11 protein-coding genes are annotated in these 13,111 nt (G+C 50.8%); all 11 read right to left on the minus strand.

From position 1 onward, the window contains the following. Nucleotides 1–13: 13 nt before the first annotated feature. Nucleotides 14–2,863, minus strand: a complete 2,850-nt coding sequence (locus HF984_RS01605; RefSeq protein WP_168613936.1) for a DEAD/DEAH box helicase — start codon at nt 2,861–2,863, stop codon at nt 14–16. A gap of 36 nt (nt 2,864–2,899) precedes the next feature. Then, on the minus strand, nt 2,900–3,757 hold the full coding sequence (gene tatC, locus HF984_RS01610; protein WP_168613937.1) for a twin-arginine translocase subunit TatC: 858 nt from the start codon (nt 3,755–3,757) through the stop codon (nt 2,900–2,902). Nucleotides 3,758–3,868: 111 nt separating this feature from the next. After that, entirely contained in the window at nt 3,869–4,132 is a 264-nt protein-coding gene (locus HF984_RS01615) for a twin-arginine translocase TatA/TatE family subunit (RefSeq protein ID WP_168613938.1), read from the minus strand. Continuing rightward, nucleotides 4,132–4,494 carry a hypothetical protein gene (locus HF984_RS01620; RefSeq protein ID WP_168613939.1) on the minus strand — a complete coding sequence of 121 codons (363 nt, stop codon included), beginning with the start codon at nt 4,492–4,494 and terminating at the stop codon, nt 4,132–4,134. The genes HF984_RS01615 and HF984_RS01620 overlap by 1 nt, the downstream gene beginning before the upstream one ends. 90 nt (nt 4,495–4,584) lie before the next feature. Continuing rightward, entirely contained in the window at nt 4,585–6,471 is a 1,887-nt protein-coding gene (locus HF984_RS01625; protein ID WP_168613940.1) for a helix-turn-helix transcriptional regulator, read from the minus strand. Between the two features lie 53 nt (nt 6,472–6,524). Next, the gene (locus HF984_RS01630; RefSeq protein ID WP_168613941.1) at nt 6,525–6,923 is read right to left on the minus strand and encodes an FKBP-type peptidyl-prolyl cis-trans isomerase; all 399 of its coding nucleotides are present in this window, start codon (nt 6,921–6,923) and stop codon (nt 6,525–6,527) included. A 28-nt stretch (nt 6,924–6,951) separates the two neighbouring features. Next, complete coding sequence (locus tag HF984_RS01635) at nt 6,952–7,980, minus strand: FKBP-type peptidyl-prolyl cis-trans isomerase (RefSeq protein ID WP_168613942.1); 1,029 nt, start codon at nt 7,978–7,980, stop codon at nt 6,952–6,954. Between the two features lie 84 nt (nt 7,981–8,064). Beyond that, nucleotides 8,065–9,498 (minus strand): Pup--protein ligase, encoded by a 1,434-nt coding sequence (gene pafA, locus HF984_RS01640; RefSeq protein WP_168613943.1) that lies wholly within the window; start codon nt 9,496–9,498, stop codon nt 8,065–8,067. Nucleotides 9,499–9,546: 48 nt separating this feature from the next. Continuing rightward, entirely contained in the window at nt 9,547–9,747 is a 201-nt protein-coding gene (locus HF984_RS01645; RefSeq protein ID WP_168613944.1) for a ubiquitin-like protein Pup, read from the minus strand. Nucleotides 9,748–9,793: 46 nt separating this feature from the next. Next, nucleotides 9,794–11,383, minus strand: coding sequence for a depupylase/deamidase Dop (gene dop / locus HF984_RS01650; RefSeq protein WP_168613945.1), 1,590 nt, complete (start codon nt 11,381–11,383; stop codon nt 9,794–9,796). A gap of 2 nt (nt 11,384–11,385) precedes the next feature. Then, nucleotides 11,386–13,062 carry a proteasome ATPase gene (arc, locus tag HF984_RS01655; protein WP_168613946.1) on the minus strand — a complete coding sequence of 559 codons (1,677 nt, stop codon included), beginning with the start codon at nt 13,060–13,062 and terminating at the stop codon, nt 11,386–11,388. Nucleotides 13,063–13,111: the final 49 nt, after the last annotated feature.

Below are 13,111 nucleotides of genomic sequence, written 5' to 3' on the forward strand. Positions count from 1 at the left end.
AAAACCTTGCACGCTACATCTGGTCAGCTACAACGCCGCGACGAATCTTTCCGATAGCAGCTTCACATGCGGTACGCATTTGCGCATCGTTGTGTGCAACATGTGAAATCTGGTCGAGCACATCGATGACTTGCTTGACCCAGCGTACGAAGTCGCCAGCCGCTAGGTCAGTGCCTTCAATTGACTTCGCAAGTGAATCTCCACGGGCCCATTTATAGATCGGCCACACCATACCTAAATCAGGAGTCGCAGTTTGAGGGAGCTTCATCTGTTCCTCAGCATCGGTTAGCTGGCTCCACAACGTAATCATTGTGGTAACTGACTTCCCAATTTCTGGGCGCGGATATTTGCTGAGAAAACCGTTTTCATCGCGTTTGCCTTGATATACCAAAGCTGAGACAACGGATGCCATTGAAGCTGAATCGAGACCGTCCAAGAATCTCTCTTCCAGGCAGAGAGATGTCAGCAAATCTTTTTCGCCGTAGACCCGCCTGAGGCTCTGTCCACGAGATGTTAAAACCAGCTTGCCCTCCGCCGTGGTCGATACGTAATCATAGCTACGAAGGAGCTCAGTAATCCGATCAAACACTTGAGAAATAGTATTAGTGCGACGTGAAATTTGCCGGCGCAATCCATCTGTCTCCCGCTCAAGTTTCCACCATCGTTCAGACCAGCGTGCGTGCTCTTCGCGTTCTGAACATCCGTGGCAGGGATGCGTACGCATAGCGTGGCGTAGCTCATCTAGCTTGGTTTCTATAGCGCTTTCTTTATGGTCAAACCACGTATTTTGCGCGCGCTCGCGGGGTGGGCGTCCCTGATAGATCGCCTCCCTCATACGTGAAGCCATGTCGCGGCGTTCTTTAGGCGTCTTTACGCTGTATTTCTTGGGAACCTTAATCTTTGAGACAGGAACAATGGGCCCCACTAAATCTCGTGTCTCTAGACGTCGAACATGGGCATCTATCGTCAGAATCGAGGGTCTAGGGTCATCGTTTGATTCCGCACGCGTCAACACGACTGCATAGCCTCGGTTTTTGCCTTTGGGGATATCAACGACGTCTCCGGGTACGAGCTGCTGCAATGATGCTACAGCTTGTGAGAGTGATAGCTTGCGGCGACTCTTCTGCACCTGTTTTTCAAGATCTTTAATTTCACGACGAATGCGGGCGTATTCGGTGAAATCACCAAGGTGACACTGCATAGCGTCAGCATAACCTTCGAGGGCGCGCTCATTTTTACGGACACGTTGGGCTACACCTACCACTGACTTATCGGCTTGGAACTGTGCAAACGATGATTCCAGGATTTTACGGGTACGCTCGGCTCCGAACTGAGCGATGAGGTTTGCACTCATGTTGTAGGTGGGACGGAATGATGAGTTCAGCGGGTAGGTGCGGCGTGATGCAAGACCGGCAACTTGTTCAGCTTGCATACCGTTACGCCATGTCACCACTGCATGGCCTTCAATATCGATGCCTCGACGCCCTGCACGTCCTGTCAGCTGCGTGTACTCCCCCGGTGTGATGTCCACGTGGTTTTCGCCATTGAACTTGGTAAGTTTTTCAAGCACCACTGAACGAGCAGGCATGTTGATTCCGAGGGCCAGCGTTTCGGTGGCAAAAACAACTTTGATAAGACCTTCGGAGAATAGGGTCTCAACAATTTCTTTGAAGATAGGCAGCAAACCAGCGTGGTGCGCTGCGATGCCACGGGTGAGCCCCTCACGCCATTCGTAGAAGCCGAGGACGTTCAGATCACGGACATCCAAGGATGCGGTAGCCTCTGCGATGTAGGCTCGGATAGTTTGCGCCTGGGCGTCGGTCGTCAGACGGATATCTGCGTCAATGCACTGCGATACAGCACCGTCGCAGCCTGCGCGTGAGAAGATGAAACAGATGGCGGGAAGCAACCCATTTTTATCAAGGGTCTCAATCATTGCCGGTCGGGAAATACGCGCTGGAAGTTGTGCAGAGCCCGAAAAACCGCTTGCTGTTGTTTTCAGCGCGGGAGTACGGCGGTCACGCGGTCCGCGTCCGTTGCGTCCACGATTATTTCGTCGCCCACCGGGACGGCGTCCTCCCCCACGAGAACCTCCGGTACGCATTTTAAGAAGCTCCGGGTTGACGGCGGGAGCCTCATTGTCAGCTGATGATAGTGCATCCGCTGCCTGAGAAACCGTAGTTTCTTCGGCGAAAAGATTCATCAGACGCTTACCCACCAGCACATGCTGCCACAGGGGAACCGGGCGATGCTCCGACACAATGATGTCGGTAGAGCCACGCACAGTATCGAGCCACGCACCGAATTCCTCAGCGTTAGAAATAGTGGCAGAGAGCGAAATTACTGAGATGTGCTCGGGTAAGTGAATAATCACTTCTTCCCACACAGCACCGCGAAATCTGTCGGCAAGATAGTGAACCTCATCCATGACGACATAGGCGAGATTAGTAAGAGTTGAGGACTCAGCGTACAGCATGTTCCGAAGCACCTCAGTTGTCATCACAACTACCGGTGCCTCTGAGTTTATCGACGTGTCGCCGGTCAAAAGACCAACTGAATCTTCACCATATTCTTTGACCAGATCGTTGTATTTCTGGTTACTCAAAGCCTTAATAGGCGTGGTGTAGAAAGCTTTTTTGCCCTGCGACAGCGCCAGAAAAATAGCAAATTCTCCGACGATGGTTTTACCTGCGCCGGTCGGTGCAGCAACGAGGACGCCGCGTCCTGCTTCTACGCTTTCACACGCTTGACGCTGGAAATCATCGAGATCAAAACCAACCCGATTTTCAAACACCCCGAGCTGAGTTTTGGCGTAAGCGGCTCGCTGCTTTGCTTGCTGATAACGTTCTGCGTAGGAAGACATAAAAACTATCCTACGTGAAAAGTCAAAGTCAGAATTTTAGTTTTGCTCTACGCGTCCAAGCTGATCTAGTTCTTCGGCTGAGGTTGCGCGGTTGAGCTCATCATCTGTCAGACCGGCCGCGAGTTTAGCGTTCTTTTTATCGCGGCGCTTATCGTTCATCATGCAAATACCGATGGCAATAAAGAAGAAGATAATCAGAGGAGCCGCCAAATAGAACATAGTCATCGGGTCGGTGCCCGGAGCAACGGCTGCCGCCAGGGTAGCAACAAGGACGATAACCCAGCGCCATGCCTTGAGAATGGTACGACCGCGAATAAGTCCCATCATATTGACGCCAACCAGTACAACAGGCAGAACGAAAGCTACACCGAAAACCACCATGAATTTGATGAAGAAAGCGATGTAGATATCAGCCCCCATAATGTTAGTGGTTCCCTGGGGATTGAACATGGTGAGTGCCTTGATGGCAGCAGGGATGCACCACCACGCCACTGCAAGACCGATAAAGAACATGGGCACTGCGGCGGCCACAAAACCAATCGCGTACAGCTTCTCTTTTTTGTACAGAGCAGGAGTAATAAAGGCCCAAAGCTGATACAGCCACACCGGAGATGCTAAAACCAAGCCAATGTACAGCGAAACAGTAACCATAAGGTTGAAGGACGCCGCCGGAGTTGCGTAGTTCAACACAGCCTCGCGTCCATCAATCGAGTTAATTTCAGCCAGAGGCCCAGAAATCGCATCGATAAATGGCTCATACAAAAAGAAACCCGCGATAGACGTCAGTACAGTTGCAACCGCAGATTTAATCAAGCGGTTACGGAACTCACGAAAATGTTCCCCCAACGCCATCTTCGCCTGGGGGTTATTCTTTCTGCTATTTGGATTAGCCATTACATCTCCGAGAAGTTCAGGTCTGTGCACAGCACAAACTAGGCGTCAACAGGACGATACCCGCATAACCTGCTACAACCAGATTATGCGGGTACTCGTGCACATCAAAAATTACAGCTTATCGGTCGAATCCGGGGCTGCTACTGAACCGTGATTGTTGTTATTCACAACTTCGCCCTCAACGGGATCTTTAGCAGAAGCCACCTTTGTGCTGTTGCCATCTTTCTTCATGCCATCTACCTCTGACTTGAAGATTCGCATGGACTGACCCAAGCTACGAGCCATACCGGGAAGCTTCGGAGCGCCAAACAGCAAAATGATAATCAAAAGAAGAATAAGGAGCATTACCGGGTTATCAAATAAACCACGAACCATTAGTCTGCACCTTCCTGTGCGTATATACGTAGATCATCTACGCGTTGAGGCTGACCGAGTGTCTCACGACGCTGGTAGCGTCGAACTGCACGATCGATTTTACGTTCTTGTTTGCCAGACTCATAGTGCGAAACTGCTTCACCTACAGGAGTAAAGATTGCAGGTTCACTGGGTGATTCTAGTTTGCGGTAGCTAACACTGTTCGCTTCAGCCAAACGCGATGAGAAATCGGCTTCCCACGCCTCAACTTCAGACAGTGCTTTCCAGCCTTTTTTGAGGGTTACAAAGAGCAGATAAGCAAGTAGCACAAGTGATGCTACTACAAGGCTTCCCCACAAAACAATCCAAAACCACCAAGGCATAAACTCAAGTATAGAGCGTTATCTTTGTGTTTTATACCGGTAAGTGTATGAGAACACTGGGAATTTTGTGAGAGATTAGCAAATACAGGCTTAACTGTTTGAACCGTATGCGCGGATGCGCTCGCGCACCTCCAGGGGAGCAATCACCTCTATGGTGCCGGCAGCATCCGTCACAAGAGAATCAAACCACGCATTGTTGAAAAGATCTATCTCAAAGATGGTTTGATCTTTGCTGTATCTCTCAGCAACCGATTCCAGCATCTGCTGTGCGCTCGCGTCCTGCCCTGTATAACGAATGATGACCTTCTGATGAGTCAGGCTATCACCTGTATGAGAAGAAGCCTTTTCAACAGCATCAATTATTTGCTCCTCGTCTAACACCTCGATATCAGCCATTTTAAATTTTCGTTGTGCCCGACGTAAGTGACACCATGCCACCAGATAATAGGAGTCATTGTCGAGAATAAGTTGCTGAGGCGTTATCGTTCGTTCGGAGCTGCCCCGAGAAGTACTGTAACGAATTCTCATGTTCTCACGTAACCGGATAGCGGACTCAAACCGGGCTAAAGAAACCGGTACAGCTGAATAAATAGCGCATCTATTGGTGAGCTGACGCAGCTGAGGGTAGCTTGCAAATATCTTGCCGAACACTTGGTCCACAACACCGGCTGAAGGAATGACGCGACGTAGCTGATCTATCGTCAAAGATAAATAGAGGGCTTCTTGCGCTGACAAAGGCGCGCCACTTACCAAGTAGTCTGCGCCACTGAGCGACTGAACCTTACCCTTATCAAGCTCCAAAGTCAGTGATTCCTCATCCACTGCAAGCCATAAAAGCTCTAGGTCTTGACGGATCTTGCCAGGCGTAGTTTGAAAATATACAGCGGTTTCTTTGAGCGACACCGGCGCATTATCTTTGACGAATTCAGCTATCCGTAGCACACGAGTGAGGTGATCCAGCGCTGTTTCTTTGCGCCTTTTACTACTTCTTTCAACCCACTTAATACTCGCAGGAGAGATACTAGGTTCCCCCTCATGCATTTCAGTAAGTTTCTTGGCCGCAACAGACAAAGTCTTTTTGACGCGCTGTTGCAAGTTTATGGAAGCTGAGTACTGATAAGGAACAGAATGCGGGGCAACATCAGCTACTCGGGCATGGTGGCGAATCATCCACCCAACAGCCTCATGCCAGTTATACAACGGCACACCAGAAACATTACCCACGTGAACCACTGCCGAGCTATCAGGGGCATCTTCGATAAAAGCAAGTGGAGTGTTTGCATCAGAAATCTTTTCTAAAGCCCGCTTCATCGAAAAACTCTGCGGAGGCAGATGAGTCTCAATGTTCACCAGCTTTAGCTGCCACATCCGATCACGTTTAAAAATCCGTTCATCACGAACAGCATGATCAAAACCGTACACATACCACTGACCAAAACGATGCCCCAGTCCCCACACAGTCACTGTACGGGATGAAACATCGCCCTGCGCATTGCGATACTCAAACGTCATTGCCTTAGATTCAGCAACCGCTTCAATAAGAGTATCGATTTCTTGAGGCGCAGTAATAAAGGCCGACGTCTCCGTCAGCCCATTAGCCAGACCGGCCAGACCAAGTTTAGTAAGGATACGAGAAACCGTCCGGCGTGCCGGGACGCTTCTCCCCCAAACGTTCGTCAACGCCGACAAAATCGCCACCTCCCCAGGCTCAAACTGAGGAAGAACCCTAGCTGAGCCATTGCGGATACGGTAGCGTGAATACAATCCCCCAGGTACCGGCTTAAGCGTCTCAAGGTGATAGCCCAGCGCCTTAAGCTGGTTTTTATCCCTTTCAAAAGCGCGCTCAAAAGCCGCCTCATTACTGTATTCCGCATAAGACGGAACGGAGGTTTTAATGCTTTCGCGCGTAATCCCTCGCTCAGAACGAGAGAGAACATCCAAAAGCGCAATCAGTCGCTCAACAGAACTTTTGCTCATCGATTAAAACAATAGCCTCTCACCGTGACGTGAGAGGCTATGTGCTGAAAATATTACTTACGAATATCCACGAGATCTACGACGAAGATCAATGACTCGTTAGGACCAATTGCGCTACCGGCACCGCGCTCGCCATAAGCCATTGCTGAAGGAATCTCAAGGCGACGACGTCCACCAACCTTCATACCAATTAGACCTTCATCCCAGCCCTGAATTACCTGACCAACACCAGCAGTGAAACCAAGAGGCTCACCACGGTTCCACGATGAGTCAAATTCTTCACCGGTGGAAAAAGCTACACCAACATAGTGGCACTGGATGTAATTGCAGGGTTCAACAGCAGGACCATTGCCCTCAATGAGGTCGGTAATCACCAATTCAGTGGGCTCACCGCCCTCAGGGAAATCAATTTCAGGCTTGGTGCGATCAAGTTTGCGCTCGCCAAATGACATAGTGTTCTCCTCTTCTTCGATGAGTGTTTTACTTAGATTCTTCAGGCTGAGGTGTTTCTGACTGAGCAGGAGCTGATGATGCCTCACCAGTCTCAGCAGGTGCAGACTGAGTTTCAGTCGCAGCGGGTGCATCTGAGCGTCCCAAGATATCCACCACGAAGACCAGCGGGCCTTCGGGCATCTGGTTTTCCTTAGCGTTCTCGCCGTATGCCTTATCAGTGGGGATAGTCACCATGACGCGTGAACCGACCTTCTTACCGGCAAGGCCTTCAACCCACCCCTCAACCAGGCTGTCTTTACTGAGCTGGAAAGCTGCGGGAGCCGCATCGTAATTCTGGTCGAAAACCTTACCGTCGTTCCAGGTCACACCGATGTAACGTGCGTAGACGGTATCGCCCTCATTGACGGTTTCGCCGTTACCGGTAATCAAATCGTCGGTCACAACTTCCTTGGGCTCGTCCCCCTTATTCTCAGGAAGAGTGAGGGTAGCTTTATTGCCTTCGAGAGTGAACTTAGGCTTATCAGCACCAAGATCTTTCTGCTCACCTTCTACAGAGGACGGAAGCTTCTGAGAAATGGTGTACACCTCTACGTTGGTGGCGGAGCCGGGGCTGCTGGTGGACTTAGTTCCATCTTGACCCATTGTGGTGTTGGTGGTGTACGAGAAGCTCGTGCCAACCTTAGCCTGAGAGACTACATCGTAGATTTCAGGGGCATTTTCTTTCAGCTGGTCATTGACCTCAATAATCAACGGCGATGAAGTGTAGGTTGAACCCTGCGATTTACCGTCAGCACCTGAGAATACAGATGCATTAAGTACAAGCGCGTCACCTTCATTCACCTGATCACCAGAACCATCTTCAATGATGTGAGTCTGGTTGCCGGTAGCCGCGAAGGGGGTCTCAAAACCGACAGAAGGCTCAGCAGTTGCGCCCTTCATATCGTAATCAACATCCTCAAGCTTCTGAGTACCTGAACCGCACGCGGTCAATGCCAAAACAACCACAGCGGAGGTAGCGGCCCACGTCAACTTCTTAGCTGCAAATTTCTTCTTCATCCATATTCTTTCGTCGAAGCTAAACTAAATTTTCGTAACTATCCTACAGTTGCTCGCTCACAATTTGCTGAGAGCAACCCTGAATTAGATAAATGGCGGTGCCCAAGAGGTGCTTGGCGCAATACCATCCAGCACTTTGATCAGAGCCTGAACGTCCTCAGATTCCGTGGCAAACGGATCCTTGCACATCACCGTATGCTGCGGGTACGCATTCAGTTTCATGTGCACCCAATCAACGGTGAACTGCTCACCAGCATTACGAGCCGCATTGATGAATGCACCACGCAATTTTGCGCGAGTTTCAGGCGGGTGGATAGCAGCGCGGGCAATTTCCTGCTCGCTGACAACGGTCTTAGCTTGCCCTCTTGACGCCAGTAGGTTGTAGACTCCGCGTCGGGGGTCGATGTCGTGATAAGCGAGATCCAACTGCGCAATTCGCGGATCGTCGTAACCGCTAGCACCTCGGGCGATGTAGGCGTCCAAGAGTTTTTTCTTAATCGCCCAATCGATCTCAGTGTCGATTGTAGAAAAATCATCGGCTTCAATCGCTTCTAACGTACGGGTCCAAAGATCCAGAACATACGCTACGTCTTGGTGATGTTCACCCTTGATTTCTACGAAAGCTCGAGCAGATTCAAGGTAGTGACGCTGCATTTCTAAAGCGCTGATTTCCCCACCGTCAGCTAGGGCAAAACGCGCCGTGCCGGTGAGATCATGAGAAATGGTACGCAAAGCCGTCGCGGTATCTTTAACGGCAAAATCCTTGAGCGGATAGCGCTCTTCGAGCATGCGTAGCACGAGGTCGGTCGCACCAATTTTTAGAAGCGTGGTGGTTTGCGACATGTTAGAGTCGCCGTTAATCACGTGGAGTCGGCGGTATAAAGACGCATCCGCATGCGGCTCATCGCGGGTATTGATGAGCGGACGCGAACGAGTGGTGGCTGTGGATGAGCCTTCCCAAATGTGGTCGGCTCGTTGAGAAAATGAATACGAAGGTTCTGCGCTGATACCCGGCTGTGTTCCCCACGCCGGAGGACCGGCAGGATGAGTTTTGCCAGCACCCACAATAATCTGGCGAGTAATCAGAAACGGAATCAGCGAAGCTACAAGCTTTGCGAATTCTACTTTGCGTTCAAGCATGTAGTTTTCGTGAGAGCCGTATGAGTTATCAGCAGAATCTACGTTGTTTTTGAAAAGGTAGATAGTGCCGGTCAAATTTTCATCTTCTAGTGAATCCTCAGCCTGATTGATGAGGTCATTGAAGAGATACTCCCCCGCTTTATCGTGGGTGATGAGGTCCCGAAGAGTCGCGGTTTCTGCCGTGGCGTATTCCGGGTGTGAACCAACGTCTAGATAAAGTCTGCCGCCGTTGGGTAAAAAGACATTGGTGGAACGCCATGTGTCTACAACGGGTTTGAAGAGTTTACGGGCAGTTTCTTCTGGTCCGAGGTGTCCTAGGCTTTTAGGGATATATCTAATGCCGTATTCGGTTTCAATGCCGTATATTCTGCGTTCCACGGGTGAATCTTTCTGGAGATAGGCGGTCAGGGTGAGGTCAGAGTATGGTTACTGACCGCCCTTTTGTACAAAACCCTTTACAAAGTCTTCTGCGTTTTCTTCGAGAACACCGTCAATTTCAGCGAGGATGTCATCGACGTTGGTGAGAAGCTCTTGGTTGGTCTCTGTGGTTTTTTGAGCAAGTTCTACGTGTTCCTGTTCCTGCGCGGTATGAGTAGTTTGCTGTGCCTGAATATTTTTGCGTTCCACAATGTTCTCCTGGTGATGGGCGTAGTCTGAGTGGCTAATGCCCGGTTTAATAGGTGTGAGAGTTTGCGCCAAGCGCTGTGAACAGCGGTTCGGCACTGGGATTTGTTAGGTAGGGCTCAATGGTTCGACGCGTGAGATCGGAGGGCTCGTTCATGGTCAGTCGATAGGTTGTTATATCGAGTGGGTTGCGAACAACGATTGTGTCCCAGTTGGCACTAATCACTTCATTTCCCCAAGTCGAGACAATTTTACCGCGGGCGTATGCTCGAGTGTCATCAGGTGGCTCACTTGCTGCCTTTTTGATGTGCTCTGCGCTGAAGAGAGTCTTTAGACGGCCGAGCCCCACCAGTTTGAAATATAAGCCTTTATCAGGTCTCAAATCTGAGTATTGGATATCGATGGCTTTGAGCTTAGGACTGTCCCAGTCAATACCTTGAGCCACATATGCTTTGAGCAACTGGTATTTTGCCGCCCAGTCGAGACGATCCGCAAGTGCATCGGGGGCGGTCGCCAGAAGGTGCAGTACCTCTTCCCACAGTTCGAGTACCTCGCGGGTTTGCTCATCTGGATTGGGATTATTATCAAGGGACGCTTCAAGATATGCCTGCTGCACCTCAAGGGCTGTGATGCTTCCGCCATTTGCAAGTGGGAGTTCTTGGGTGAAGGTGAGGTCACGGCTAACAGTGTGCATAGCAGTCACAGGATCCGTCAGCTGAATAACAGGAGCCTTGCCTTGCTCAATAAGTTCCAAAACTAAGGACATGGTACCGAACTTCAGCAAGTTAGAGTAGTGCGCTAAATTGGCGTCTCCGGTAATCACATGCAACCGGCGGTACTTTTCGCGGTCTGCATGGGGCTCATCACGAGTGTTAATGAGAGGCCGGCGGATAGTTGTTTCAAGCCCCACCAAGCGCTCAAAGAAATCAGCTCTCTGCGAGAGTTGGAAACCCGGTTCATCACCGTCAGTACCGAGCCCCACGCGTCCTGCGCCGGTATAGATAATGCGAGTAGCAAAGAAGGACGCGAGAACTTTAGTCAAGTAGTCGAAGTCAGTTTCACGGGAAATCAGGTAGTTTTCGTGAGAACCGTAAGACTGTCCTTTACCGTCGGTGTTGTTTTTATAGAGGTTGATGGGCTCGATACCGGTCTTTGCCGATGAATCGGCAAGAGTAGCAATAGTAACTGCGGCGATGTGATCGCCGGCAGCGTCCCAGAGAACGGCGTCTTGAGGGCTGGTGACCTCTGGTGATGAGTATTCGGGATGGGCGTGATCAACATAGAGGCGGGCTCCATTGGGCAAAATGGAGTTCATGGTAATTTTGTCCCAGTCAAGACGCTCAGCAAACATACCGGATTCTTTGAGGGCCTCGGCTGCGATATCTTCGCTGGTGAGCTCGTATGCTTCATCGGTGAGCTGGCTAGAGTGCGCCTCTTCACGTTTCATCGCAAAACCGCGAGCGTCCTGAAGAGGTTGCTCAGAATCGTATTCCCATGCCGTCTTTTGGTGCTTGGAGAACGCCAAGTTGTCGTAGGTATTGACGATGGTGGCTGAAAGGACGGTATGATTCGCGGCCGGGTTGGTCGGTGAGATGACACCAAATTCGGTTTCGGCTCCCATAATGCGCTGAACACCCATGGTTACTCCCCTCGTCCTGAGCGCGCTGGAGTGACGGTGTGGATGCGCGCCCTGATGTTGTATTGCGTGAGCACGTCTTCGATTTCAGCGGTTTGCGGAACTTCGACCTGATCCTCAAATTCTGCGCGGATAGCTTCTAAGACGTGCTGAGCAGTAATACCTTTTTCGCCACCGGTGAGTAGCGACTTAATGGCCTGTTTTTTGGCGGAGTCTACGATATTGCGGATCACCGCGCCCGTGAGAAAGTCTCCACGGTACAGGGTGAGAGTTTGCCCGTTGTCCAAGGTGAGAGTGAGGTAACGATTGTAGTCTTCGCGTGAGAACAGGGACTCTACTGCCCGATTAATCATCGCATCAATAGCGAGCTCTTTACTGCCGGCCGCATCGATAGCGTCCTGACTGATAGGGATGCGCGGCGTCAGGTAAAGCGCGAAAATTTCACGTGCGCCTTCAGCATTCGGGCGATTGATGCGAATCTTAATGTCGAGACGGCCCGGTCGCAGAACCGCGGGATCAATCATGTCTTCACGGTTAGTAGCACCGATGACAATGACGTTATCCAGGGATTCGACACCGTCGATTTCTGACAACAGCTGGGGAACAATAGTGGTTTCCACGTCGGAGGAACGACCTGTTCCGCGGGTACGGAAGAGCGACTCCATCTCATCGAAGAAAACAACAACGGGATTACCCTCTGCGGCCTTCTGACGGGCAGCAGAGAAGATATCGCGAATCTGCCGTTCTGTCTCGCCTACATATTTATCCAGTAGCTCCGGACCCTTGATATTGAGAAAGTAGCCGGTTGTAGACGAATCTTTAGAAATCTCAGCTGCGCGTTGCGCAAGAGAATTAGCCACGGCTTTTGCAATAAGAGTCTTACCGTTACCGGGAGGGCCGTAGAGCAGGATGCCTTTGGGCGGAGTCAACTGGTGTTCACGGTAAATCTCGGGGTGCAAGAAAGGTAGCTCAACCGCATCCTGGATCTGTTCAATCTGAGAAGAAAGACCACCAATGTTGGCGTAGGTGATGTTCGGAACCTCTTCAAGAACCAGCTCCTGCGCCTCAGTAGAAGGAACCTGCGCCAGAATCAGACCGGTCTTAGAGTCATAGGTAACGGTATCGCCCGTACTCAACGAAACCCCAGCAAGCGCTCCCGAAATACGCGCCACTGCTTTGTTCTGATTAGGGAGATCAATGATGATCTGCTTATCATCAATCTTCTCTCGGATAGTAACAACTTCACCGTAAGTGCTGTACCCCAGTGATAGGACAGCTTGATTATGCTCGTTGAGCAGAACTGTCATACCGGGTTCTACATCCTCGGGCGACAGGAGCGGTGAAAAGGGAATACGCACCAGCCTACCGCCGAGCTGAACGTCAAGGTAATCCTCAACCTCAGCCGGGGTCTTACCGGAAGCTAGCTGGTCGTAGGTCATCTTGCCGCGCCCTACCTCAAGAACCACAGCTGAATTGAGCGGTGGTTCTACCTCTTGCGCGACGGAGACTCGAATACGCTCGATTTCAGCTTTAGTAATTTCTAGCGCTTTGACAAGTTTTTGGTTCTTCTCCCCGGCAAGGCGCAGTTGGCGGTCCAGGTTCTTGCGGTTTTCGTTCGCAAGAGTGAGCTGGCGCAGTACGCGTTCGTAATCGGTGGTTGAAGGTCCGTTAGTGTCGGTCATCGTGTGCTCTTATCGATTCGCGTTGGGTGTTTAAGGTAGGACGCGGGTT

It is taken from the genome of Rothia terrae, from assembly GCF_012396615.1.
GTDB lineage: Bacteria > Actinomycetota > Actinomycetes > Actinomycetales > Micrococcaceae > Rothia > Rothia terrae.